At 66.1% G+C, this 25,634-nt stretch carries 19 protein-coding genes; 8 read left to right on the forward strand and 11 right to left on the reverse strand.

Annotation, left to right across the window (positions count from 1 at the left end):
* Positions 1 to 116 precede the first annotated feature (116 nt).
* Positions 117 to 1,019: a prolipoprotein diacylglyceryl transferase gene (gene lgt / locus FDY95_RS11355; RefSeq protein ID WP_138077840.1), complete on the forward strand. Its 903-nt coding sequence runs from the start codon at positions 117 to 119 to the stop codon at positions 1,017 to 1,019.
* Between the two features lie 196 nt (positions 1,020 to 1,215).
* On the opposite strand, the gene fbaA is transcribed toward lgt, so the two are convergent.
* The 3 genes from fbaA to yidD all read right to left on the reverse strand — a co-directional run bounded on the left by fbaA (position 1,216) and on the right by yidD (position 4,176).
* Positions 1,216 to 2,310, reverse strand: a complete 1,095-nt coding sequence (fbaA, locus tag FDY95_RS11360) for a class II fructose-bisphosphate aldolase (RefSeq protein ID WP_138077842.1) — start codon at positions 2,308 to 2,310, stop codon at positions 1,216 to 1,218.
* Positions 2,311 to 2,651: 341 nt separating this feature from the next.
* Positions 2,652 to 3,539, reverse strand: coding sequence for a hypothetical protein (locus tag FDY95_RS11365; protein ID WP_138077844.1), 888 nt, complete (start codon positions 3,537 to 3,539; stop codon positions 2,652 to 2,654).
* Positions 3,540 to 3,948: 409 nt separating this feature from the next.
* Positions 3,949 to 4,176, reverse strand: coding sequence for a membrane protein insertion efficiency factor YidD (gene yidD, locus FDY95_RS11370; RefSeq protein WP_138077846.1), 228 nt, complete (start codon positions 4,174 to 4,176; stop codon positions 3,949 to 3,951).
* Positions 4,177 to 4,317: 141 nt separating this feature from the next.
* Between yidD and FDY95_RS11375 the strand changes: the two genes are divergently transcribed.
* From FDY95_RS11375 to FDY95_RS26315, 4 genes are all read left to right on the forward strand, one after another.
* Positions 4,318 to 6,606, forward strand: coding sequence for a S46 family peptidase (locus FDY95_RS11375; protein WP_138077848.1), 2,289 nt, complete (start codon positions 4,318 to 4,320; stop codon positions 6,604 to 6,606).
* A 161-nt stretch (positions 6,607 to 6,767) separates the two neighbouring features.
* On the forward strand, positions 6,768 to 7,649 hold the full coding sequence (locus FDY95_RS11380) for a hypothetical protein (protein ID WP_138077850.1): 882 nt from the start codon (positions 6,768 to 6,770) through the stop codon (positions 7,647 to 7,649).
* The gene (locus FDY95_RS11385) at positions 7,646 to 9,820 is read left to right on the forward strand and encodes a helix-hairpin-helix domain-containing protein (protein ID WP_138077852.1); all 2,175 of its coding nucleotides are present in this window, start codon (positions 7,646 to 7,648) and stop codon (positions 9,818 to 9,820) included. The genes FDY95_RS11380 and FDY95_RS11385 overlap by 4 nt, the downstream gene beginning before the upstream one ends.
* 71 nt (positions 9,821 to 9,891) lie before the next feature.
* The gene (locus tag FDY95_RS26315; RefSeq protein ID WP_171025645.1) at positions 9,892 to 10,038 is read left to right on the forward strand and encodes a hypothetical protein; all 147 of its coding nucleotides are present in this window, start codon (positions 9,892 to 9,894) and stop codon (positions 10,036 to 10,038) included.
* 287 nt (positions 10,039 to 10,325) lie between these two features.
* Here FDY95_RS26315 and FDY95_RS11390 read toward each other — a convergent pair whose 3' ends face one another.
* The 5 genes from FDY95_RS11390 to FDY95_RS11405 all read right to left on the reverse strand — a co-directional run bounded on the left by FDY95_RS11390 (position 10,326) and on the right by FDY95_RS11405 (position 16,752).
* A complete protein-coding gene (locus FDY95_RS11390) occupies positions 10,326 to 13,709 on the reverse strand; it encodes a reprolysin-like metallopeptidase (protein ID WP_171025646.1) in 3,384 nt (1,127 codons plus the stop codon).
* A gap of 114 nt (positions 13,710 to 13,823) precedes the next feature.
* Positions 13,824 to 14,360, reverse strand: a complete 537-nt coding sequence (locus tag FDY95_RS11395) for a hypothetical protein (RefSeq protein ID WP_138077856.1) — start codon at positions 14,358 to 14,360, stop codon at positions 13,824 to 13,826.
* A gap of 494 nt (positions 14,361 to 14,854) precedes the next feature.
* Positions 14,855 to 15,022, reverse strand: a complete 168-nt coding sequence (locus tag FDY95_RS26320) for a hypothetical protein (RefSeq protein WP_171025647.1) — start codon at positions 15,020 to 15,022, stop codon at positions 14,855 to 14,857.
* 162 nt (positions 15,023 to 15,184) lie between these two features.
* Positions 15,185 to 15,439, reverse strand: a complete 255-nt coding sequence (locus FDY95_RS11400; protein WP_138077858.1) for a hypothetical protein — start codon at positions 15,437 to 15,439, stop codon at positions 15,185 to 15,187.
* 170 nt (positions 15,440 to 15,609) lie between these two features.
* Positions 15,610 to 16,752: an MFS transporter gene (locus tag FDY95_RS11405; RefSeq protein WP_246074000.1), complete on the reverse strand. Its 1,143-nt coding sequence runs from the start codon at positions 16,750 to 16,752 to the stop codon at positions 15,610 to 15,612.
* A gap of 357 nt (positions 16,753 to 17,109) precedes the next feature.
* On the opposite strand from FDY95_RS11405, the gene FDY95_RS11410 reads away from it, so the two are divergent.
* From FDY95_RS11410 to FDY95_RS11420, 3 genes are all read left to right on the forward strand, one after another.
* Positions 17,110 to 18,990: an ABC transporter ATP-binding protein gene (locus FDY95_RS11410; RefSeq protein ID WP_138077862.1), complete on the forward strand. Its 1,881-nt coding sequence runs from the start codon at positions 17,110 to 17,112 to the stop codon at positions 18,988 to 18,990.
* 100 nt (positions 18,991 to 19,090) lie between these two features.
* Entirely contained in the window at positions 19,091 to 19,675 is a 585-nt protein-coding gene (locus FDY95_RS11415) for a hypothetical protein (protein ID WP_138077864.1), read from the forward strand.
* A gap of 152 nt (positions 19,676 to 19,827) precedes the next feature.
* Positions 19,828 to 20,331 carry a hypothetical protein gene (locus FDY95_RS11420; RefSeq protein ID WP_138077866.1) on the forward strand — a complete coding sequence of 168 codons (504 nt, stop codon included), beginning with the start codon at positions 19,828 to 19,830 and terminating at the stop codon, positions 20,329 to 20,331.
* 57 nt (positions 20,332 to 20,388) lie between these two features.
* Here the strand turns inward: FDY95_RS11420 and FDY95_RS11425 are convergent, their stop codons facing one another.
* The 3 genes from FDY95_RS11425 to FDY95_RS11435 form a co-directional block, all read right to left on the reverse strand.
* Entirely contained in the window at positions 20,389 to 21,384 is a 996-nt protein-coding gene (locus tag FDY95_RS11425) for an XdhC family protein (RefSeq protein WP_171025648.1), read from the reverse strand.
* Positions 21,385 to 21,580: 196 nt separating this feature from the next.
* On the reverse strand, positions 21,581 to 23,881 hold the full coding sequence (locus FDY95_RS11430) for a xanthine dehydrogenase molybdopterin binding subunit (RefSeq protein ID WP_138077870.1): 2,301 nt from the start codon (positions 23,879 to 23,881) through the stop codon (positions 21,581 to 21,583).
* 249 nt (positions 23,882 to 24,130) lie between these two features.
* The gene (locus FDY95_RS11435) at positions 24,131 to 25,591 is read right to left on the reverse strand and encodes an FAD binding domain-containing protein (protein WP_138077872.1); all 1,461 of its coding nucleotides are present in this window, start codon (positions 25,589 to 25,591) and stop codon (positions 24,131 to 24,133) included.
* Positions 25,592 to 25,634: the final 43 nt, after the last annotated feature.

The following is a 25,634-nucleotide window of genomic DNA, read 5'->3' on the forward strand; positions in this document are numbered from 1 at the left end:
CGTGCCGCTGACCTCTGCCGGGCTGATTCCGCCCAAGAACGAGCCCGCCACCCCTGGGCATTCGGCAAGCCGAATGTCTGAGTACCTTTGATTCCTCTCTTAGCGCCCTCGCTTCTATGCTCGCTTACATCACCTGGGACGTTTCGCCCATTCTCGCCCAACTCGGCCCGCTGACGCTGCGCTGGTACGGTCTGCTGTTCGCGGCCGGCTTCATCATCGGTTCGTTTATTCTCACCCACATCTACAAGTCGGAGAAAGTGTCGCCGCGCTGGGTCGATGTGATTACCGTGTACATGCTCATCGGCACGGTGCTGGGCGCCCGCCTGGGCCACGTGCTCTTCTACGACCCGGACTACTACCTCACCTCCGAGCACTTCATCGACATCTTCAAGATCTGGGAGGGCGGCCTGGCCAGCCACGGCGCCACGCTGGGCATCTTGCTGGCCACCTGGCTGTTTGCGCGCAACAACAAGTTCGACTACCTCTGGGTGCTCGACCGCATTGTCATCGTGGTGGCCACCGGGGGCATGTGCATCCGCCTGGGCAACCTGATGAACTCGGAAATCATCGGCAAGCAGACGGACGTGCCGTGGGCGTTCAAATTCGTGCGTTACAACGAGATTCACCACGAAATGACCAACGTGCCCAACGAGCTGCACCACCCCACGCAGATCTACGAGGCGCTGTTTTGCGTGTTCCTGTTCGTGCTGCTATACGGCCTTTGGAACCGCTGGAAGGCCAGCACGCCCCGCGGCTACCTCTTCGGCCTGTTCGTCACCTTGCTCTTCACCTTCCGCTTCCTGGTGGAGTTCCTGAAGGAAAACCAGGAGGGTTTCGAAAGCACCTGGGCGCTGGCCCCGCTGAACATGGGCCAGGTGCTCAGCATTCCGCTGGTGTTCGTAGGCATCTGGGTGCTGCTGACCGCCGGCCGCCGCCCCGGCCGCCCCGAGGATGCCCCCCGCGACCTGGGCCTGGAAGCCACGCCCAAGCAGCCGCTGCCGGTGCAGATGAAACGCTAAGCGTTAGACCACAAAAAAGCCCGCTGGAGTAATCCAGCGGGCTTTTTTGTGGATTTATCAGAACGTCATGTCGAGCGAAGTCGAGACATCTCGCTCGATAGTAATTTCCTCGTTAGACGAGAAGAATACTATCAGAAGTCAGCACGCGAGATTCCTCGGCTTCGCTCGGAATGACGTTCTTTTTGCGTCGGTCCGACTACTCGGCCGAGGGGCGGCGGTTCACGGCGTTCAGGTCTTCGAAGGCCTGCTTCAGGCGCGTGACGAAGGTCTTTTCACCTTCGCGCAGCCACACGCGCGGGTCGTAGTACTTCTTGTTGGGCGAGTCTTCACCGGTGGGGTTGCCGATCTGGCCCTGCAGGAAGCCTTCGTTCTTCTTGTAGAAGTTCTTGATGCCGTCCCAGAACGCCCACTGCAGGTCGGTGTCGATGTTCATCTTGATGGCGCCGTAGCTGATGGCCTCGCGGATTTCCTCCTGCGACGAGCCCGAGCCGCCGTGGAACACGAAGTTGATCGGGCGCTCCGCCTCCAGGTTGTACTTCTCGCGCACGTACTCCTGCGAGTTTTTCAGGATGACGGGCTGCAGCTTCACGTTGCCGGGCTTGTACACGCCGTGCACGTTGCCGAAAGCAGCCGCGATGGTGAAGCGCGGGCTGATCTTCAACAGCTCTTCGTAGGCGTAGGCCACTTCCGAAGGCTGGGTGTAGAGGCGCGAAGAATCCACGTCGGAGTTGTCGACGCCGTCTTCCTCGCCGCCGGTCACGCCCAGCTCGATTTCCAGCGTCATGCCGATTTTGTCCATGCGCGCCAGGTACTCCTTGCAGATTTCGATGTTCTCCTCGATGGGCTCCTCGGAGAGGTCAATCATGTGCGAGCTGTAGAGCGGGCGGCCGTACTGGGCGAAGTGCTTCTCGCCGGCTTCGAGCAGGCCGTCGATCCACGGGAGCAGCTTCTTGGCGGCGTGGTCGGTGTGCAGAATGACGGGCACGCCGTACAGCTCGGCCATCAGGTGCACGTGCTGGGCGCCCGAAATGGCGCCGGCAATGCTGGCCTGCTGCTTGTCGTTCGGCACGCCTTTGCCGGCGAAGAACTGGGCCCCACCGTTCGAGAACTGGATGATGACGGGCGAGTTCAGGTCGCGGGCGGCTTCGAGCACGCCGTTCACCGTGTCGGTGCCGGTGACGTTGACGGCGGGCAGGGCGAAGCCTTGCTCCTTGGCGTAGTCAAACAGTTGTTGTACCTCGTCGCCGAAAAGGACGCCGGCGCGCAGAGTGGAAACGGCAGTGCTGCTCATACTGTGAAAAATGGGGGAAGGACCGCCCGGGGGCGGCGGGGTCAAGGGATTAGCAAAAGTAAGCGGCGAACGGTGCCGGTCCCAATCATTTCGGGCTGCCGTACCATTCGCCGCTTGTAATAGGGGAGGCCGGTGCCAGGAACGGTCATCCTGAGCGTAGCGAAGACCTTTCTCTCACCCTGCACCGCTGCTGCCTACGGAGTGCAGACGCTTTTCTGGTAACGCCGAAGCGCAGCCACCGGGCCCGGACGACAGGGCGTTGGTGGCTGCGCTTTTTGGTTGGTGCGTGGTTCGAGGAAGGTCCTTCCTTCGTCAGGATGACGTTCTAATTACACCTTTTCTTACTGCCCCAGCTGGTAGCGGTACAGGTTGCCCTGCTCGGTGCTGATCATGAGCGTATTGTTATCCTGAAACACGGCACCTTCGGTCTGGCCCGCGCCGGGCAGGCGCACGGCGCGCGGGGTGGTCTGGGTGAAGTTGCCGCCCGACACGGGGCAGAGAAACAGCTCCTCGCGGCCCAGCAGGGCCAGCGTACGGCCGTCGGGGCTCAGCGCGGCGTCGGTGACTTCGCCGGCCACGGCAATCTTGCCCAGCAGCTGCGCCGTTTGCTTGGCCGGGCCGTCGGCCTGCAGGCGGTACACCTTGCAGGTGCTGCCCTGGCCGCGGTCCTTGGTGAATAGGTAAATGCCGCCGTTGTACCAGAGCGAGGCCTCGCAGTCGAAGTTGCGCTCCTTCTTGCCGGGCGGAAACTCCTGTTGGTCGGGGTAGGTGAAGCGGATGCTGCGCACGGCGGCATCGGGCTGGCGCGGGTCGAAGCGGTAGATGGTCAGGTCGCGGCGGTCGTTGTTGTTGTTGCCGCAGTCGCCGATGTAGAGCACGCCCTGGTTGTCCTGGGTCACCGATTCCCAGTCGACCTGATTCACGCCGGGCACGGGCAGGGACTTCACCAGGCTGCCGTCGGTGCGCACGAGGTAGAGCGTGGGCTCGGCCCCGTCGTCGCCGTGGGTGTAGAAGGTGCCGGCCTCGGGGCCCAGGGCTAGGCCCGAGCTTTCTTTGACCTCCGAGCCCATGTGGCCCACCTTAGTCAGGCCGGCAATGGGGTTCATCACCGAGGTTTTCTTTCCGCCTTTTTTGCCGCCGCCTTTCTTGCCCTTGCCGTCCTGGGCTTCGGAGCAGGCGGCCGATGTCAGCAGGGTCAGGCCCAGCAGGCCCGCAACGATTCGATTCATATCAGCCAATACTTCCGTGAACAAAGCCCCGCTGCCGAAACAGTCGAGGTGAACGACGGTATACGGAAGAAGCGGCAAGCGGGGCCGCCGTGCCGCGCGAATTGCGGAGCGGCGGGCGTCCGCAACCGGCCCGGTACCGTTCGGCACGCCGCCAGGCGCCTCCGCAAGCGCCCCGGGAGCGTCCGGCACCCGGCCACGAACGGCAGGAACGCCGCCACGAGCCTCCGACAGCGCCCCGGGTGCGTCCGGAACCTCCCCATGAGCGTCCGGAACGTTCCCAAGAGCAATGTTTGGCCCTGCGGAGGCTCCGGAGGTCGTTTCGGATGCGGGCGGGGGTTAGCCCGTCGAGGGGTGGGCGCTGGCGGCCGGGCAGCCGGCCGAACGGGACGGCCGCGCCGTGGTGGCGGCGCTACTTGTCCGGCACCGGGTCGTAGCCGAAGCCGCCCCAGGGGTGGCAGCGGCCGATGCGGCGCAGGGCCAGCCAGCCGCCGCGCCAGGGGCCGTGGCGGCGCAGGGCCTCGGTGGCGTAGGCCGAGCAGGTGGGCTGGTAGCGGCAGGTGGCCGGCTTGAGCGGCGAAATCAGGTGCCGGTACACCCACACCAGGGCCAGGAAAGAGTACTTGAACAGCGCGGACACGGCAGGCGGGCGGGTAACGACCAAGGGCACGCGCGGCCAGAAGCCGAACGGGCGTTAGGCAAACAACGCCGGCCTTCGTAAGTTTGGTTCGGCGTTGCCGCTGGCAAGTTGCGCCGTTTCACTCACTTATTTCCCCAATCGATGTTCAACCCCAACTGGCTGAAAGGCCTGCTGCTGGCGCTGCTGCTGCCGGTGGTGGCCCGCGCCGACGAAGGCATGTGGCTGCCGCTGCTCGTGAAGCGGCTCAACCAGGCCGACATGCAGAAAAAAGGCCTCAAGCTCACGGCCGAGGAAATCTACGACGTCAACAACGCCTCGCTCAAGGACGCCATCGTGCAGCTTGGCGGCTTCTGCACCGGCGAGTTCGTGTCGGGCCAGGGCCTGCTGCTCACCAACCACCACTGCGGCTACGACGCCATTCAGAGCCACAGCACCACCCAGAACAACATCCTGCAGAACGGCTTCTTCGCCGCCACCAAGACCGACGAGCTGAAGAACCCCGGTTTGTTCGTCGACATCCTGGTGCGCATGGAGGACGTGACGCCCAAGATGCTCGAAGGCATCACGCCCCAGACGCCCGAACTCACCCGCACGGCCACCATTCAGCAGCGGCAGCGCGAGCTGGCCAACGCGGCCAAGGAAAACGGCCAGTACGTGGCCTACGTGCGCGACTTTTTCGGCGGCAACGAGTACTACTTGTTCGTGTACCAGCGCTTCGGCGACGTGCGCCTGGTGGGCGCCCCGCCCGAGGCCGTGGGCAAGTTCGGCGGCGACACCGACAACTGGATGTGGCCCCGCCACACCGGCGACTTCTCGATGTTCCGGGTGTACGCCGATAAAAACAACAAGCCCACCGCCGGCTTTCAGGACGGCAACCAGCCCTACGTGCCCAAAAAGCACCTGCCCGTCAGCCTGCAGGGCGTGAGCGAGGGCGACTTCTCGATGGTGTTCGGCTTCCCCGGCCGCACCCAGCGCTTTTTGCCCGCCGCCGGCCTGCAGATGACCCTGGAGCAGAGCAACCCCGCCCGCATCAAGCTGCGTGACATGCGCCTTAAGCTCTGGAAAGAGGACATGGACCGCGACCCGGCCCTGCGCTTGCAATACGCCTCGAAGTACGCCAACATTGCCAACTACTGGAAGTACTTCATCGGCCAGAACGAGGGCATGAAGCGCCTGAAAACGGTGGACCAGAAGAAAGCCGAGGAAGCCGCCCTGCAGCAGTGGATTGCGGCTGATGCCACCCGCACCGAGCAGTACGGCAAGGTGCTGGAGGACATCAACAAAGCCTACGCCGGCCTGCGCGAGTACAACCTGAGCAGCCAGTACGTGAACGAGGCCGCCTTCGGCACCGAAATCGTGACGCTGGCCGCCCGCATGCAGCCGATTTACATGGCCTTCAAAGGCGCCGGACCCGTGGCTCCCGACCCGGCTGCCGCCAAGAAAGCCGCTGAGGACCTGAAGGAGCCGGTGGAGGAGTTCTTCAAGGACTACAGCGCCCCGACCGACAAGAAAGTGTTTGCCGCGCTGCTGAACCTCTACATGCAGGACGTGCCCAAGGACCAGCAGCCCGAGGTGTTCCAGACCATCCAGACCCAGTACGGCGGCTCGACCCAGAAGTACGCTGACTACGTGTTTGCCAACTCCTTCCTGACCTCGAAGGCCAAGGTTGACGCCTTCCTGGCCGCGCCCACGCAAGCCAAGCTGGAGGCCGACCCCGGCTTCAAGACCTACCTCTCGATCTACGCCAACTACCTGACCAAGATCCTGCCGAAAATGCAGGCCCTGCAGGCCGACCTGGTGCGCGCCAACCGCCTCTACGTGGCCGCGCTGCGCGAGAAAAACACCCAGAAAGTGTACTCGCCCGACGCCAACTCCACCCTGCGCCTGAGCTACGGTACCGTGCGCCCCTACAAGGGCCGCGACGCGGTGAACTACAGCTTCTTCACCACCGCCCAGGGCATTCTGGAAAAGCAGGACAACACGAACCCCGAGTTTGTGGTGCCCCAGAAGGAGGAGCAGCTGCTCACCGGCAAGGACTACGGCCGCTTCGCCGACAAGGACGGCACGCTGCACGTGGGCTTCATCACCGACAACGACATTACGGGCGGCAACAGCGGCTCGCCGGTCATCAACGGCCGCGGCGAGCTGATCGGCCTGGCCTTCGACGGCAACTGGGAAGCCATGACCGGCGACCTAGCCTACGACCCGGAGCTGAAGCGCTGCATCAACGCCGACATCCGCTACGTGCTCTGGTGCATCGAGAAGCTCGGCGGCGCCAAGCACATCGTCGACGAAATGACGCTGGTGAATAACGGCCCGAACCCCAACGCCAGCATGACTGCGGCCGCCCCGGCTGCTGACGGCAAGACGCAGAAAGTGAAGGTGAAAACCAAGAAGAAAGGCAAGGAAGCGGCCTCGGTGGGCCAGTAAGCCCGCCGCCCGTTCTCAGCTGATCAGAAAGCCCCGGTACCGCTTGGTGCCGGGGCTTTTTTGTGGTTCTGACCCGGAAATTCGACGGCCAGATTTTCCCGGCGGCGGGCAGTAGCTAATCCGTTGCGGGCCAATTATCTTGCACCGATTAGCCCGCGCCTATGCCCAAACTCTACGCTGCCCTTGGTTTCTTTCTTCTGGCTGCTTCGGCCGCCCACGCCCAGGGCAACGGCCCCGGCGTGCGCGGCGCCCGGGCCGCCGGCCTCGGCACCGCCGCCACTACGCTCAGCGACGTGTGGGCCATCGGCAACAACGTGGCCGGGCTGGGCCAGCTCACCCGCGCCGAAGTGGGCGTGTACGCCGGCAACCAGTTTTTCATCCGCGAGCTGAGCACCGCCGCCCTGGCCGCCGCCGTGCCGCTGGGCCCCCAGCCCGAGGGCGCCAAAGCGGCCCGCAACGGCGTGGTGGGAGTGGAGCTGCAGCGCTTCGGCGGCAAGCTCTACAGCGAGCAGCGCGTGGGCCTGGGCTACGGCTACCGGCTGGGCCTGGTGAGCATCGGCGCCCGCGCCGACGTGCTGCAGGTGAGCATCGAGGGGCTGGGCAGCCGCCGGGCGGTGGCCATGTCGCTGGGCGGGCAGGCCGAGGTGATTCCGCAGAAGCTGACCTTCGGGGCTTACCTCTACAACCTCAACCAGGCCAAGCTGGCCCGGTACCAGGACGAGCGGGTGCCCACCGTGCTCAAGGCCGGCCTGAGCTACCGCCCCAGCGCCAAGGTGCTGCTGGTGGTGGAAACCGAGAAGGACATCGAGCAATCGGCCGACTTCAAGGCCGGGCTGGAGTACCAGCTCATCGACGCGCTGACGGTGCGCGCCGGCTTTGCCACCCTGGCCGAGCAGGCTACCGGCGGGCTGGGCCTGCGCCTGGGCCGCCTGCGCCTCGACTACGCCGCTGGCTACCACAACGTGCTCGGCCTGAGCCAACACCTGAGCGCCGGCCTGCGCTTCGAGCCCAAAGCCCAACCGCAGCCCCCGACCCAGCCATGACGCCCCGCTTCGACCTTGCTACGCGGCGGCCGAGCGGTGGGGGAGGAGCCCGCGCCGCCGGGCTGCTGACGGCCGCCCTGCTGCTGGCCGGCACCGCCCACGCCCAGGTGCAGGACTACCCGCGCCCGCGCCCCGACCTCGACAAGCTGGTGCAGGAGCTGTTTGCCGAGCCCCAGAGCGACCAGGAAAACTACGAGGACCTCTACGAAAACCTGCTGCAGTACCTGCAGACGCCGCTGAACCTGAACACGGCCAACCGCGAGGAGCTCAGCAGCCTGCTGCTGCTCTCGGAGCCCCAGATTACGGCCCTGCTGGAGCACCGGCAGCTCTACGGCCAGCTGCTGGCGCTGTACGAGCTGCAGAGCATCCGCGGCTTCGATCTGCGCACCATCTACCGGGTGGCGCCCTTCGTGACGGTGGGCAATACCGACCCCAACGCGGCTCGCGGCCCGTTGTGGAAGCGCATCTGGCAGGAAGACAACAACGCGCTGTTCTTGCGCTACGAGCGGGTGCTGCAGGACCGCCGCGGCTACGGCCCCGTCACGGCCAACAGCAACGGCGAGCTGCCCGCGCATTACCTCGGCTCGGCCGACAAAATGCTCGTGCGCTTCCGCACCAGCCACGCCCGCGACTTTTCCATCGGCTTCGCGGCCGAAAAAGACGCCGGCGAGCAGTTCACCTGGGACGCCAAAACCCGCCGCTACGGCTTCGACTACTACTCGGCGCATTTCGCCCTGTTCGACCGCGGCCGGCTGAAGTCCGTGGTTATTGGCGACTACCAGCTGCAGTTCGGGCAGGGGCTGCTGCTGTCCTCGGGCCTGCAGGTGGGCAAGGGGGCCGAAACCATTACCACCCTGCGCCGCTCCAACGTGGGCGTGCGGCCCTACTCATCGGTGCTGGAAACGGCATTTTTCCGGGGTGCGGCGGCTACCGTGGCCCTCACGCCCGCCCTCAAGTTCACCGGCTTTGCCTCGCGCAAGCGCATCGACGCGACCCTGCGCACCAGCAGCGTGGTTGACTCCCTGCGCCAGGCCGACGACTTCAGCGACTTTGCCTCGGGGCTGATCATCACCGGCTTTCACCGCACGCCCTCGGAGCTGGCCAACCGCCAGGCTTTGCAGGAAACCGTCACCGGCGGCGACCTGAGCTTCGCGCCCGGCACCGGCCGGCTGAATGTGGGGCTGACGGCCGTCAACACCCTGTTCGACAAGCCCATTCAGAAGCGCAACGAGCCGTACAACTTCTACGAGTTCAGCGGGCGCCACAACCTGGCCGTGAGCACGCACTACAGCTACGGCTGGCGCAACGTGAGCTTGTTCGGCGAAACGGCCCGCAGCAGCAGCGGCGGCCTGGGCACCATCAACGGCCTGCTGGCCAGCCTGGGGCCGAGCGTCGACGCCTCGGTGCTCTTCCGCCGCTACGACAAGGATTTCCACACGCTCTACGGCAACGCGCTCAGCGAAAACACGCGCAACATCAACGAAAACGGCCTGTACATGGGCCTCAAGCTGCGCCCCATTGCCCGCTGGGAGTTGTCGGCCTACTACGACCAGTTCCGCTTTCCCTGGCTGCGTTACCAAGCTGGCGCCCCCGGCAGCGGCTACGACTGGCTGCTGCGCGTGAGCTTCGCCCCGACCAAAACCAGCCAGCTCTACGCCCAGATCCGCACCCGCGTGAAGGAGTACGACGACGCCAGCAGCACCCGGCCCATGCCCATGCCGGTGCCCGTGATGCGCCGCTCCCTGCTCCTGTTCTACGACACCAGCCCCACGCCCGCGCTCAGCCTGCGCACCCGCGTGCAGGGCGTGCGCTACCGCGAGGCCGACAGCCCCATCAAGACCGGCTACCTGCTGGCCCAGGACGTAACGGTGCAGCCCTGGCAACGCCTGCGCCTCACCGCCCGCTACGCCCTCTTCGACACCGACGACTACGACACCCGGCAGTACGTCTACGAGCAGGACGTGCTCTACGCCTTTTCCATCCCGGTGCTCTACGGCCGCGGCACGCGCTACTACCTGCTGGCCGAGTACAAAATCAACCGCCGCCTCACGCTCTGGCTGCGGTTCGCCAACACCCGCTACCGCCACCAGAGCACCGTCGGTTCCGGCCTCGACGAAATCCGCGGCAACGAGCGCAGCGACGTGAAAGCCCAGCTGCGGGTGGCGCTGTAGCTACTCGACACCAGCATAGGCCTAAGCCAAACAAGTCCACTGAAGCTTTCTGTACCAACCCCTATATCCGCATGAAAAGCGAACAGAACTGTGAGCTGATGAAGATGGTGCTGGCCAACGATAAACTGCCGACCAAGGAAAAGATGGACCTTATCGACGAGCTGCGCAAGAACAATCCCACCAGCAGTGACCGGTGGACCTACCGTTACGCTATCTAGATTTTAGGCGCCGTAGTGGTGGCCAGCATCCTCGCCATCTGTTTTATCAGCTGGCAGGCGCCTAAAGATGCCGCCGCTCCGCAGGCGCTTACCGCCATTGGCTCGGCCGCGCTGGGCGGACTAGCTGGTTTGCTCAGTCCCGGTCGTGGCGGAGACCGGTAAAAGGCGGAACCGCGAATTGCGCCAACAGCCCCATGGCTTTGGAGGGCGTTTAATTACACTGACAATAAAAAAGGCCGCCTTCGTGAGAAGGCGGCCTTTTTTATCTAGGCAGGAGCCGTTGAAGCTTACAGCTTCATCAGCTTTTCGACCGCCGTACCACCGCCGGGCAGCGAGAGGTGCAGCTGGTACATGCCGCGGCTGAGCTTGCTCATGTCGAGACGCTCGTTCAGCTGACCGGCCGTTTTGCGCAGCTCCTTGGTCAGCACCACGCGGCCCAGGGCATCGGTTACCGACACGCTCAGCTGGCCGCTCACGCCGTTGTCCACGTTCAGATAGAAGTCGCCGTTGCTCGGGTTCGGGTACACCGACACGCCTTGCAGCTGCTGGGCGCCTTTCTGGCTCAGCACGGCGTCGCGGGTGGTGCAGATTTCCAGGCCCCAGCCCGTCAGGGTGCCGCCGTTGCCGGGCACGATATCCTGCACCAGCAGTGCCCAGGTACCGAAGGGCGAAGTGCCCAGGTAGCTCGACAGCGGGTTGCTGGGTTGGTAGGAGGCTCCGCTGGTGGTCGGGCAGCTCAGGGCCACGCCGGCATCATCGAAGCTGGCGTTCAGGTTGGCCGAGCCGTAGCAGGGCGAGGTAGCCAGAGTGGCGTTGCGCCCGCTCGGACCGCGCAGCTGAATGATCAGCTCCCCGATATTGGGGTGGGTGATGGCTACGTTGCGCACCCGAATGCCGCTGATAACGTCGCCGGCCACCAGCTGCGTGCTCGGGTCGGTGCCCTGCGCGACGCTAATCGTGGAAAGCACCAGCGAGGAGCCCGTCGACGCCAGGGTCTGGGGGACATCGGTGGCGGTGAACAGGGCCGGAATGCAGAACTGACGACCTACGGCAAACATGCCTTGCGTCGACCACGGGCCGGTGCCGCATTCGGCAATGCCGCGCACGCGCCAGAAGTACTGCGTGTTCTGCGTCAGCGGGGCCGTAACGGCGTACGAGTTGGTCGTCAGGCCGGTCTGGTTGATAACCACGTTGGCGAAAGCCGCATCGGTAGCCACCTGCAGGTCGTAGGAGCTGGCCGAGGCAATAGCCGTCCACTGGAAGGTCGGCGTCGGCAGGGCGCGCAGCGAGCTGGCGGCCGGGGCCGTCAGCGTCGGCGGCACGTTGGCCGCGTTGCGCACCGTCAGGGTAATGTTCTGAGTTTCGCTCTGCGTACCGCTGGTGCCCGTGATGCTCACCGTGTAGGTGCCCGAAGGCGTGGTGCTCGACGACGTCAGCGTCACCGACGAAGCGCTACCGGCGGCCACCGGGTTGGCGCCGAAGCTGGCCGTCATGCCCGTGGGCAGGTTCGTGGCCGCCAGCGTTACCTGGCCCGTGAAGCCGAGCAGCTGGCCTACGCTTACGCTGCAGGTCGTCGCGCTGCCGGGGCAGAACGAGGGCGTCGCATCGGCGCAGCCGCTAGACAGGTAGTAGCCCGGGGTGGTGGGCTGCTGCACGGTGAAGTTGCTGTTCGAAATGTCGAAGAACACGTTGCCGCTGGCCTTGATCTTGATGCGGCACTGGGTGGAAGCCACCGTGGCCGGGATGGTCACCGTCTGGGTGCCATCGTTGGGCGTACCCGCCAGCAGGGTGGTCGGGAAGGTCAGGCCGCCGTCGGTCGAGAGCAGGATGTCCACGTTGGCGGCGCTGATGGGCGCGGCCGTGGTGTTGGCCACGTCCCAGGTCACTTGCTGGGGCACGCCGGCGCGCCACGTGATACCGGTGGCGTTGGGCATCGTCACCAGGAAGGGACCCGCCGTGCCTACTACCGGCACCGACACGGTGTCATAGCTCATGGCGCCGCCGCTCACGCGGTTGTCGCGCACGGTGAGGCGGAAGTGCAGCTGGCGACCGTAGCTGGGCAGGATTTCACCCATGGTCTGGGTGTTGGCCAGGATGTTGCTCAGGCGCGGGAAGGTGCGCGAAGGGCTGGTCGTGGGCGTAAACGAGCGGAAGATGGGCGCGTCGCCGCTGGGCGAGTTGGGCGCTCCGCCGGGGCCGAGGTCGTATTGCTCCCAGCAGTAGGTGAGGGCGTCGCCGTCGGCGTCGGTGCCGCTGCCGGTCAGCTCAAAGGGCGTGCCTTTGGGAATGATGCGGCGGGTGCCGGCGCTAACCGTGGGCGGGGTGTTGTTGGTCGGCGTGAGGGTGGCGCAGTTGCCGGTGCCGGTGATGTGGGCAACGATCTGCTCCAGGCTACGGGCGTGGAAATAAGGGTCGGAATGCGGCTGAACGTCGCTCGGCGAGCAGATGCCGGCGTAGGCCATGATGGTCGTGCCCGAGCCTGGCTCGTAGGCGGCCAGCGCGCTGCGGGTGCCGTTGGTATTAGGACCGGGGCCGGTGCAGTTGCCGTCGGCAATCGAGTTGAACGTGTGGGCGCCGCCGAACTGGTGGCCCACTTCGTGGGCCACGAAGTCGATGTCGAAAGCGTCGCCAACGGGGTTGCCCAGGCCCGTTACGCCGCGGGCCTTGTTGCCCGGTACGCACACCACGCCCAGGCCGGCAATACCGCCGCCACCCGTGCTGAACACGTGGCCGATGTCGTAGTTGTTGGCCCCGATGATGTTGGTCACCGTCGTCTGGTTTTGCGCCAGCATGGCCGCCCCGTCGTTGTTGGTATACGGGTCGGTGGTACCGTTGAGGTACACGAGCTGGTCGTTGTTGGCTACCAGCTGAAAGGCCACCGACAGCTCCGTGGTGTACACCCCGCTCACGCGGTTGACGGAGGTGGTGATGCCGGCCATGGCGCCCGCCACGGTCCCGCCTTTGGTCGTCGCGTACTCCCCGGTGCAGGCCATAGCCAGGCGGTAGAGGCGGCGCTGGGTGCCGTGCGCCCCGATGGCGGCCGGCGACGACGGTACGTTCGGATTAGCGGTAGGAGCCAGGCGCTGGGCAGCCCCGGCCGGCGTGGCTACGCCGCAAACCGAGCGGTTCAGCGCCGCTTGGTTGATGTCGCGCTTGTAGAACACCAGGTGGTTTACCCCGTCGGCCGTGGGGTCCATGTACACCGTGTTACCTGGCGAGAGGATCATGGTGTGCAGGCCGGCCGGCGAAACGTCGAAGTAGGCTACGGCCGTCGGGTCGTCGATGCCCTGGCCGGCGTAGGTCTTGATCAGCGGGAACTTGGCGGCCAGGTCGGGGTGCATCACCTGGGTTTCGACCACGCGGAAGCGGCCGGCCGTGCCGTCGGGCAGGGGCAGGGATACCACCGTGGCCGACTGGCGGGCCCCGGCGCCTTTCTCGGCCGGAGCAGTGGCCAGGGCAGTGCGCAGATTCGCAATCTGCACGCTGACCACCCGGTACCGGTCGAGGGCTTGGGTGGTGCCGCGGGCGGCGGTGGGCAGGCGCTCGGCTTTGGCGTCGGCCCAGAGCACGCGCTGCGCGGAGGCAGCAAAGGGCGAGGCCAGACCCAGCAGCAGCAGGCCCCCCAGCAGTGAGCTTCGCAGCGTACCGGTCGGGGTAGAAGATGTGCGCATAGGCATTAAAAAGGAGTGGGTGTTATGAGAAAGGGAAAAATCCGGTTTGGGAGCCCCAAGTTACAGTATTTCGGCCGCCGCCGGAAGCGGTTCGGGGCAGAATGTTCGCGCCCGTCAGCGCTTTATAGGCCCGGGCTCCGACCACTGCTTACTGCCCGGGGGCAGGGCGGCCTTGTCGAAGCAGATGTAGTGCTGGGTGTCGCCCTGGCGGTAAGGCTCGATGAGCTGGGTGCCGCCGTAGCCAATGATCTGGGCGCGCAGGCCGGCGGGCGTCAGCTCCAGGCGCAGCGAGGCGGTGGCGTCGGCCGCGTCCTGGCCGGCGAAGGTTTGCAGCTCGGGAAACTTGGCGGCCAGCTCGGGCGCCATCACCGAGCTGCGCCGCACCCGAAACTGGTGCTTCGAGCCGTCGGGCAGGGGCAGGGTGAGCAGGGTGGGGGCGTCGCCCTCGGCGGGCACGGCCCGGAGGTAGCGCTGGGCGGCCGGCAGGTTCAGCTTCAGGGTGCGGTAGCGGGTGGGCTGGATGCGCGGCGGTCCCAGCTTGCGCCCGGCCGCGGCCGGTACGTCGGTCCAGTAATCGGCGGGCGGCGGGGTGGCCGAGCCACCGGTGAAGGGCGCGAGCAGCAGGGGCAGCCAAAGGGCGGAAGCAAACATGGCGGTAAGGTAAGGCGGGGCAGCACGTCTCGGCGTGAAGACTGGATGAACCCTGGCAAAGAATAGACCAACGGCCCAGGGAAAGGTTGTTTCGGCCCGGGCGTCGCGGTGGCTGATTTGTCTGCAGGGGTTGGTTGAGATGCGTCATCCTGAGCAGGGCGAACCGAAGGTCGACGTAGTCAAGGACCTTTCTCGCACCCTGCACCGCCACTACCGACGAAGTGTGGGCGCTTTTCGAAGGAGCGTATTAAGATCGAAGCGCGGCCATCGAGCCCGGACGATTGGGCGTTGGTGGCTGCGCTTTTTAGTCAGTGCAGGGTGCGAGGAAGGTCCTTGACTACGTCGACCTTCCGTTCGCCCTGCTCAGGATGACGTTCTGGTTTGTCCGGCAGGCGTATTTTCCTAGCTCTTAACTCCTCCCAGACTCACGACTCCGGGTGGACGAGCACCAGCTGGGCGCGGTCGGCTTTGCTGATGTGCTGGCGGAAGTCCTCTTAGGCTTCATATTCCTTCGCTTCGAAGCGGCCGGCGGGCATCGGCAGGCGGCGGGTGTACTGCACGCTGCCGTCGGGCAGCACCTGGGTCTGGGCTTCGTAGCCGCCGAAGGCGGTGCGCAGCTGCACCGGAGCGGGCACGGCCTCGGGCTTGTAGCCGGCGGGCACGCGGTAGCGGTGGTGTCGGCGTCGACGAAGGGGGTGGCGAACTGCAGCGGGGCCTGCCGGGCGCCCACGCACGGGGCGGGCGGTTCAGGAGGTTGGGGGTCAGGAAGGGGCGGCGGCCGGTGCGCGAGGCGTAGCTGGGCAGGGCCAGGGTGAGGCGCTCCGTCACGGCGGGCTGGGCGCCGCGGTGGTCCTGCTGCCAGCTGCTCTGCTCGATGGTGACGGCCGGCAGGGCCAGGCGCTGGCAGGCCTGCTTGCGCTGCTCGTCGGCCGGCAGCTGGTGCATCGGGCTAGCTCGTCCTGCTGCTCGCCGGTGCTGGTGGTGCGCACGGTGGCGCGGCCGTGGCCCTGCTCGTCGATCTGCACCTCGGCGCGGCGGTACTGGCGGTTGTCGAGGGCGGCGTAGGCGGGCGTGCGCACCAGCTTGCCGCCCTAGGGCGTGAGCAGCAGAGCGTAGCGGGTGCCGGTAAACGAGCCCAGGTAGCCGGAGGACTCGGTCTGCGAGGTGCATTCCAGCCACACGGTATCGGCCTTAGTACCAAGTGGGCTGTATATTCTGAAGATAGGATGAAAAATTTTAATTCCCTTGCTTATCCTTCCACCGGCCGCCGCACCGGCTGCCGGTACAGAAACACCAGCGCCACGAGCACGCAGGCCGCGCTCAGGGCGTACACCCAGGGCAGGCGGGCAGCGTCGTTGGAGTACACCCAGCCGGCCAGCAGTGCCCCGAACATGATGCCCACTTCCAAGGCAATGTACATGGTGCCCACGGCCCGGCCCCGGTGCTCGGGCGAGCTGAGGTCCACCGTCCAGGCGTAGAGCGTGGGCGAGTTCAGCCCCGAGGCCAGCCCGAACAGCGCCGCCCCGCCCAGAAACACCAGCGGCGTGCGCGCCAGCGTGAGCACGGCCAGCGCCAGCACCAGGGCCAGCGTGGAGAGGCGCAGCACCGGCACCCGGCCGTACACGTCGGAGGCGCGGCCGGCCACCAGGCGTACCACCAGCGTGGACACGGTGTAGCAGATAAAGAACGAGCCTTTGGTGAGGCCCGTCAGGCCCAGCAGCTCGCTCTGGTCGGGCACGATGGTGATGATGGCCCCGTAGGGGAACAGGCAGAGCAGCGTCACCAGGGCCGGGCGCAGCACCCGGGGCTCCAGCACCTCGTGCCACTCGATGCGCAGCAGGCCCCAGTGAAACTTCTGCCGCTGGCTCGGGGCCAGGGTTTCCGTCATGGTGCCCTGCACCAGCACCGAGAGCAAAGCCAGTCCCGACGAGACGTAGAACAGCGTGTTGATGGAGAAATACTCGGTGATGGGGCCGCACAGGGCCGGGCCCACGGCCATGCCCAGCGTACCGCACACGCCCAGCAGGCCCATAGCCTCGCCGCGGCGCTCCACCGGGATGATGTCGGCAATGAAGGCGGCCGTGCCGGTGGGCTTGAAGCCGGTGCTGAAGCCGTGCAGCAGGCGTAGCGTCAGGAAGGTGGCTACGGTGGTGGCCCAGGCGTACAGAAAGCCGCACACGAAGCACACCAGCGTGCCGATGACCATCACCGGAATGCGCCCCACCGTATCGGCCAGCTTGCCGCTGAAGGGCCGCGAAATGGCCGCCGTGACGGTAAACAGGGCAATGATGTAGCCCTTGTACTCGCCGCCGCCCATGCGGGTGAGGTGGGCCGGCAGCTCGGGAATGAGCAGGTTGAAACTCAGGAAAAACAGGAAGGACGACAGGCACATCAACCAGAAACCGGTTGTGTAAACCTTCCCCGGGGAAGCAGCAGTGGACATGGGTAAGCGGTGGCGCGGGTGGCGCCACAAAGGTAGCCCGGTATTTCCGGCTGGCTCCGGCAACTGGCGCCGGTTTAGCAACGGAGTTGCGTAACCGGTGCCGGAAATAAAGCAGGTTTTCAACCTGCGTCGACTGCTGCGGTACCAGCCCGGTGGTTTTGTCCGGGCGCCTGACGCAGGCTGAAAGCCTGCCGGATTTTGGGCGCCGGTTACACCGTTGCGCGGCTAAACCGGCGCCAGCCGTGCTGCCTGCCAAAACGGCGCGCCTCGGCCGTTGGCGCGGCGTGTGCGTAAGCTCCTGCACCTATGAGTTTCTGGACCAATCTTTTCGAACGCGTATCGGCCAAGCGCCCGCGCCCCGACGGCAAGCCCGCCGTGAGCGTGCGGGAGCGGTTTTCGGCCCTGCGCAACCTGCCCGAGTTTCTGCGCCTGATCTGGCAGACCTCGCCCGGCCTCACCCTCGGCAACGTGGCCCTGCGCCTGCTGCGCGCCATGCTCCCGGTGGCCATGCTCTACGTCGGCCAGCTCATCCTCGACAGCGTGGTGGGCCTGAGCCGGCAGCCCGCCGCCGAGCGGGTGCTCACGCCGGTGCTGGAGCTGGTGGCCCTGGAGTTCGGCCTGGCCATTCTCTCCGATGCCCTCGGCCGCGGCGTGGCCCTGCTCGATTCCCTGCTCGGCGACCTGTTTGCCAACCAGACGTCCATCCGCCTGATGCAGCACGCGGCCGAGCTGGACCTCGACCAGTTCGAGGACAGCACCTTCTACGACAAGCTGGAGCGCGCCCGCCGCCAGACCCTTTCGCGCACCGTGCTCATGGCCCAGGTGCTTTCGCAGGCCCAGGACTTCATCACCATGGCCTTCCTGGCCGTGGGTTTGGCCGCCTTCAATCCCTGGCTGCTGCTGCTGCTGCTCGTGGCCGTGGTGCCCGCCTTCCTGGGCGAGTCGCACTTCAACGAGCGCAGCTACTCGCTGGTGCACGGCTGGACGCCCGAGCGGCGCGAGCTGGACTACCTGCGCCAGACCGGCGCCTCCGACGAAACGGCCAAGGAAGTGAAGATTTTCGGCCTGTCGGACTTTCTCATCGACCGGTTTCGCCTGCTCTCCGACCAGTTTTACCAGCAGAACCGCAGCCTCGTGATTCGGCGGGCGGGCTGGGGCACGTTCTTCGCTGCCGTGGGCGCGGCCGGCTACTACGCGGCTTACGTGTACATCATCAGCCAGGCCGTGCGCGGGCAAATCAGCATCGGCCAGCTCACGTTTCTGGCCGGCTCCTTCGCCCGGATGCGGGGCCTGCTCGAAGGCATCCTGAGCCGCTTCAGCTCGGTGGCCGACGGCGCCTTGTACCTGCAGGACTTCTTCGACTTCTTCCACCTGCAGCCGCGCATCCGCCGCCCCGAGGCGGGGCAGGCGGTGCGGCCCTTCCCGCGCCCGATTCGCGAAGGATTTACGTTCGATAACGTGGGCTTCAAGTACCGCAATGCCCAGAAATGGGCCCTGCGCAACCTGAGCTTCCACCTGCGCGCCGGCGAAAAGCTGGCCCTGGTGGGCGAAAACGGCGCCGGCAAAACCACCCTCGTCAAGCTGCTGGCCCGCCTCTACGACCCCACGGAAGGCCGCATCTTGCTCGACGGCCACGACTTGCGCGAGTATGATCCGGCCGAGCTGCGCCAGGAAATCGGGGTGATTTTCCAGGATTTCGTGCGCTTTCAGCTGCCGGCCGGCCAGAACCTGGCCGTGGGCCGCATCGAGGAGAAAAACAACCAGCCCCGCATCGAGCAGGCCGCCCAGCAAAGCCTGGCCGATTCCGTCATCAGCAAGCTGCCCCAGGGCTACGAGCAGATGATCGGGCGGCGCTTCAACGGCGGCGTGGACCTCTCGGGGGGCGAGTGGCAGAAAATTGCCCTCGGCCGCGCCTACATGCGCGACGCGCAGCTGCTCATCCTCGACGAGCCCACCGCCGCCCTCGACGCCCGCGCCGAGTACGAGGTATTTCAGCGCTTCAAAGAGCTGACCCAGGGCAAAACGGCCGTGCTCATCTCGCACCGCTTCAGCACCGTGCGCATGGCCGACCGCATCCTGGTTATCGAGCACGGGCAGTTCGTGGAGCTGGGCTCGCACGAGGAGCTGCTGGCCCGCGGCGGCCGCTACGCCGAGCTGTTCCGCCTGCAGGCCGCCGGCTACCAATAAGCTACTTGGGTATGGCCCATGCAACGAGTCCGGTTCTGCAATACTCCTGATCAGTACAAGGCCCGGCGCAGCCCGATGAGGCCGCAACCGCCACCTGCTTATGGACCATACGCCGATGAACCACACGCGCAAAATGCTGCTACTCGGTGGGCTGTTGCTTGGCCTGCCCGCCTGCAACGACTGCGGCCCGTTCAAACAGCAGTACATCGACGTGAACGAAGCCCGGGTCTTGACCGAACGTCACCGGCCGGGCACCAGCGTGGTGGTTGTCGGGGCCGGCGAAACGGTGGCGGCCACCGAACTGCGGCTGCAACTGCTGCTGCTCGGCCCGGCCTACAGCGCGGTTTCTGAGCGAGCGGGCGGGTTTGCTGCCGTAGCCTGCGAGCCAGCCGATCCGCAGTACACCGAAACCGTGGATTCGCTGCGCGTGAGCAGCCGGTATTCTTTCGATGCCACTCACCCCGCCGGGACTTCGCTGAACGACCTCATTCAGACCGATAACGGCATGAGCAGTCTGACCGATCTGCTCCGCACGCCGCAGCCAGTGGGAAGGATCCGTAACGAAAGGCTGCGGCTGGCCCAGGCACCCGCCAGCGCGGGCCCGCAGCAGTTTCGGGTGCGCGTCCACCTGACCAACGGCGAAGTATACATCGTCGAAACGCCAGTGCTAAACGTAACTCCTTGATGACCATGGGTGTGCAGGGGAGATGAGGAAAATTTACAGGTCATTGCAACCTGGCTGGGTAAAATAGGATCATAGGGGGCAGAGGCAGCAGCCACGGGCCATCATTGCCGGTGGCCCGGCCGCTGTCTTCAGCGCTACTATTCTTACCCACCGTGAAGTTGTTTATTACTGCCAGCCTGTTGGTCGTGCTGATCGGCACGAGCTGCCAGCACGATTCGGCCACCGCCCAGCCGGGCGGTGGCACCTATGCTACTGCCGCCAGCCTGACCATCGAGGCCGCTGATTTCGTCGACGAAAGCGCCCGCGAAGCCGCCCGCCTGGCCTACGCCGAAGAAGTGCTGCGGCGCAAAAGCACCCGGCAGCTGCCCAGCCACCTGCGCCGCCGCCGCTACCAGGCCCTGAAAGTGCTGCACAAGTACCGCACCACCGGGCAAGTGGTGGTGCCCGCCGCCGCCCCCGGCCTACTCGACCCGGAGGGCCGCCCCGCCGCCCTGGGCTACCTGATGCAGCAAACCGGCCGCCCCGACCTGCCCGCGCAGCTCGACCGCCAGTACCACGCACCCCTCAGCGCCATCGACGACGCGGCCCTGCGCCATTGGGTACGCATGTCGGGCCTGACGATGGAGGAATGCGCCATGATTCAGGGCGCGCGCTAGAAGTCAGCGGCGGACAGCCGCGCTCAACCTGCGCTGCTAAACCTTGGCAACGGCGGCCTAGCCCCGGGGCGCGTTGCGGGCTCGAATCAGCTCGGCGGCTACGCTGATGGCTATTTCCTCGGGCGTGCGGCTGTGAATGGGCAGGCCGATGGGCGCGTGCACCCGGGCCAGCTGCTCCTCCGAATAGCCTTCGGCCCGCAGCTCTTTGCGCATGGTCGCAATTTTGGCGGCGCTGCCCATCACGCCCAGGTAGGCAAACTGCCGCCCGAGCAGCTGCCGCAGCGCCACTCCATCGGTGCGGTAGCCGAAGATCATGATGACCACGTACTGGTGCAGGCCTTCGGCAATGACCTGATCAAGCGCGGCGTAGTCGACGGTGCGCTTTTCGTGGGCATAGGGATTGAGCTGCAAGGTGTTCAGACCGGTGCGGTCGTCGAGCACGGTGAGGCGGAAGTCGAGGTTGGCCACCACCTGCGACAGGGCTAGTCCCACGTGGCCGCCGCCCACGATGGTCAGCTGCTCGCGGAACCCGAGAATCTCGCGGTACTCCCACGCGTCGTCGGCGCTACGGTGCAGGCCGGCGGGCGTGGGCAGCGGGCCTGCTTCGGCGTGCAGTTCGCCCGCGGCCGTGCAGCGCAGCCAGGCGCGGCGGTTGTGCTGCAGAGCGTCGGCCACGAAGCGCAGCGTGGGCAGGTGGTCGTCGTGCAGCGGCAGCAGCAGCAGCGTCTGCTGCCCCGAGCAAATCATGCCCGAGCGGTTGTGCGGGGCCTCGCCGCGGTGAATCTGCTCGCGCAGCAACACCTCCCGGGGGCCTTCGGCAAGGCCGTGGCGGGCCAGCTCCACGAACTTGTGCTCCATGATGCCGCCCCCGATAGAGCCCACCATGCTGCCCGGCGCTACGCTCATCTTGAAGCCCTGCCGCCCCGGACTGGAGCCGCTGCTGCTCACCACCAGCAGCAAGCTCACCGGAATGCCCGCGCGCAGACACGCAATGGCGTGCTGCCATACCAGCAGGTCGCGTGGAACGGAGGGTGAGGCGTTAAAAAAGTCCAAGGTGGTGGGTGAATCCAACTGCAAGAAAGCATTTTAAAGGCAAAAAATAGGATATCGGCACGGGCATTTTCACATTGCTTAGATTAGTTCAACTCTTCGTGCTACCCATACTTCAGCTAAGACCGCGTTTTGAAGGCAAAAACGCCCGCCCGGTACGTTACCAGACGGGCGTTAGGCGCGTGGCAGTGGGCTGGGGCTACGAAGCCATAGTCGATGCGCGGGAGGCAGTAGCCACCGGCACCTTGGCCGGGGCGTAGAGGCTGGTCAGCACTTTCTCGGGGGTGATGGGGGCGGAGAAGGCCGGGCGCACGTCGGGGCGGAAGGCGCGCACGGCGTTGCGGATGGCGAAGTAGCCGCCCAGACCGTACATCAGCGGCGGCTCGCCCACGGCCTTGGCCCGCAGAATGGCGTTGGGGTGGCCGGGCGTTTCCAGAAATTCCACGTCGAGCACGACGGGCACGCTGTAAAGGTCCGGCACCTTGTAGGTGCTCAGGGCATTGCTGAGCAGGCGGCCGTCGGCGTTGTAAATCAGCTCCTCCATGGTCATCCAGCCCAGGCCCTGCACCAGCCCGCCCTCGATCTGCCCCCGGTCGATGCCCGGGGTGAAGCTCTGGCCGAAGTCGTGCACCAGGCGCACCGCGTCCACGTCGTAGGTGCCGCGCACGGCGTCGACGGTGGCCTGCACCACGGCCGTGCCGTAGACGTGGTAGGCGAAGGGGTGCCCCTTTTCCTGGGTCTGGTCGAACCACAGGTCGGGCGTGGCGTAGTGGGCGTTTTCCGTCAGGCTCACCCGCTTCCAGTAGGCCGTCGACACCAGCTTTTCCCAGTCGGTTTCGGCGGGCGTGCCGGCAGCCAGCACCTGCTCGTCGTGGATGTCGAGGCCCTCGTAGTTCATCTGCAGATCCTCGGCGGCGTGGCGCAGCAGGCGGGTGCGCAGCTCCCGGCAGGCCATTTCCACGGCCTTGCCGTTGAGGTCGGCCGTGGCCGAAGCGGCGGAAGGGGAGGTGTTGGCCACGCGGGTGGTGTTGGTGGCTTCCAGCCGCACACGGTTCGGGTTGATGCCCAGGGTGCGGGCAGCCACCTGAATCATCTTGGTATTCACGCCCTGGCCCATTTCCACCGCGCCGGTGCTGATGCCCACCGAGCCGTCGGTGTAGATGTGCACCAGCGCCCGGGCCTGGTTCATGGCCGTTTTGGTGAACGAAATGCCGAAGCAGATGGGCATCACCGCCAGCCCGCGCTTTTTCGTCGCGTTTTGGTTGTTAAAGGAATCGACTTCATCCTGCCAGCCGGCCAGGTCAAACTTCTGCTCGGCGGCCTGCCAACTCAGCCCGGCGTTGCAGGCTTCCACGCGCTGCCCGTAGGGGAACACCTGCCCGTCCTCGAGCAGGTTGCGGCGCTGAATCTCGTAGGCCGGCACGCCCAGCTGTTCGGCCGCCTGGGCAATGGCCGACTCGATGACGAACATGCCCTGCGGCCCGCCGAAGCCGCGGAAGGCGGTGTTGGGCGGCAGATTGGTGCGGCAGCTGTAGGCCGTGGCCCGCACGTTGGGGATGAAGTAGGTATTGCAGGCGTGAAACAGGGTGCGCTCCAGCACGGCCGGCGAAAGGTCGGCCGCCGCGCCGGCATTCTGGTAGAAGGTCACCTCGTAGGCCAGCAGCTTCAGATCGGCCGAGAGGCCCAGCTTGAAGTCGGAGGAGTACGGGTGGCGCTTGCCGGTCATGCGCAGGTCGTCGTGGCGGGGCAGCACCAGCTTCACGGGCTTCTTCAGCACGTAGGCGGCCAGCGCGGCCATGGCGCCCCAGGTGGTGGCCTGGTCTTCCTTGCCGCCGAAACCGCCGCCCAGGCGCACCACGTCCACTTCCACCTTGTGCATCCCGGTGCCGAGCACCCGCGCCGTGTGGCGCTGCACGGCCGTCGGGCCTTGGGTGGACGAATGCACCCGCACCCCGCCGCCGTCGGTGGGGTAGGCGTAGGCACCCTGCGTTTCGATGTAGAGGTGCTCCTGCCCGCCGTTTTCGGCCGTGCCCTCGATGATGTGGGCGCAGTCGGCCCAAGCGGTAGCCGGGTCGCCGAGGCGGAAGGTGCGCGGCGGCACAATCAGCTCGCCCTGGGCCTGCGCCACCCGCGGGTCGGTAATGACGGGCAGCGGCGTGATGTCGGCCTCGATGAGCCGGACGGCGGCGCGGGCCTGGGCCTCGGTTTCGGCCAGCACCAGAGCCACCGGCTGACTCTGAAAGTGCACGTGGCCCTCGGCCAGCAGCGGCTCGTCGGGCACGATGCCGCCAATCTGGTTTTCGCCCGGAATGTCCTCGGCCGTGAGGATGCGCACCACGCCCGGGGCGCGGCGGGCGGCCTGCAGGTTCAGCCCGTCGAGCACGCCGTGGGCCAGCGGGGAGCCGAACACGGCCGCGTGCAGCGTGCCGCGCTGCACCGGAATGTCGTCGAGGTATTGGGATTCGCCGCGCACGTGGCCGGCTGCATCGAGGTTGTGCATGGGAAGGGAAAGGCGAAAAGCTCCTCTCCTTCTTTGAAGGAGGGGACGCGGCAAGTTTACTGGCCGCTGGGGTGGTTCGGTCGTTGCTGACGTTGTTTAGACCACGGATGACAGTGATGATTCGCGGATGATACTGATTAGCGCTGATGCCAGAAATTGCTATCAGGCATCAGCAACGACCGAACCACCCCAGTCAACGCTAACGCGTTGACGTCCCCTCCTTCAAAAAGGAGGGGAGTTTGGTCGTTCTTAAACCAGCTCCTGCAGGGCCAGCTGCTGCGGGAAATGCTCCAGGAAGTGGGCGTAGAGCAGCTGGCGCAGCAGCAGGCGCTTGTACTCCGAGGTGCCGCGGGCGTCGCTGATGGGGCTGATTTCCTGCTGGGCCAGCTCGTTGGCGGCCCGCAGGGTATCGGGCGTCAGCGGCTGGCCGGCCAGCCACTCGGAGGTGCGGCGCAGGTACAGAGGCGTGGGGCCCACGCCGCCGGCGGCCAGGTGGGCCTCCTGAATCACGCCCTCGTGCACGCGCAGGCGGGCGGCCGAGTTCACGCTGGCAATGTCGAGGTGGGTGCGCTTGCTGACTTTTTCGAAGTTGAACACCTCCTCGGCCGTCGGCGGGCGGAAGCTAATGGCCACCAGCTGCTCGTCGGGCTGGCGGTTGAGCTGCTTGTAGCCGCGGTACAGCTCGCGCAGCGGCAACTGGCGCTGCTGGCCGGCGGCGTTCTGCAGGGTCAGCTCGGCGTCGAGGGCCAGGAAGAAGATGGTCAGGTCGCCGATGGGGGAGGCGTTGACGAAGTTGCCGGCCACGGTGGCCATGTTGCGAATCGGCGTGCTCGACACCAGCTTCAGGTGCCGGCGCAGGCGCGGGAAGCGGCTCAGCAGCAGCTCGGAGCTGCGCAGGTCTTCCACCGTGGTGGCCGCGCCCAGCATGATGCGCCCGTCGGCTTCTGCGCGGATAAAGCAGCGCTCCTGCTGGCCGTAGAGTAATTGCACTTCGGCGGCCAGCACCTCGTCGGCGCGCTGCACCAGCAGGTCGGTGCCGCCGCCGAGCAGGTAGCGGGCCGCGTCGGCGTCGAGCTGCCCGCCGGTGCGGGCGGCCACGTCGGCCACGGTGTCGACGCGCAGCTCGGCCAGGCGTTCGGGCATCCGCTCGAAATAAGCCGGCACGAAGCCCTGCTGCACCAGCCACTGCAGCCGCGCCGGGGCCGCGTCGCGCTCCAGCAGCTGGGCCGTGAGCCGGTCGGTGGCCCGTTCCAGGGACTTGTAGCCCGTGCAGCGGCAGATGTTGCCGTCGATACTGGCGCGGGCGTCCTCGGCGGTGGCCGCGCCGCCCAGGCAGTGCCCGGTCAAGGACATCACGAAGCCCGGCGTGCAGAAGCCGCACTGGGTGCCGCCCTCGGCCACGATGGCCTGCTGCACCGGCGTGAGACTCGGGGCCGCTTGGCTGATGCCCTCCACCGTGACGATGTGCCGGCCATGGGCATTGCCCAGGGGCGTGAGGCAGCTGGTCATGGACTGGTAGCGCACGACGGGTTGGCCGTTGGCATCCGGGCGCAGTTCGCCCACCAGCACGGTGCAGGCGCCGCAGTCGCCCTCGCGGCAGCCGATTTTGGTGCCGGTCAGGTGCTGCTGGTAGCGGATGTAGTCGAGCAGGGTGCTGCCAGCCCGGTGAGTGGGACGCACGAGCTGGTCGTTGAGGTAAAACTGGAGCATAGGGAAAGCGCCGCCGTGGGGCGGACCAGCAATATAGCAATTC

The organism is Hymenobacter jeollabukensis (genome assembly GCF_005771675.1).
Lineage (GTDB): Bacteria > Bacteroidota > Bacteroidia > Cytophagales > Hymenobacteraceae > Solirubrum > Solirubrum jeollabukense.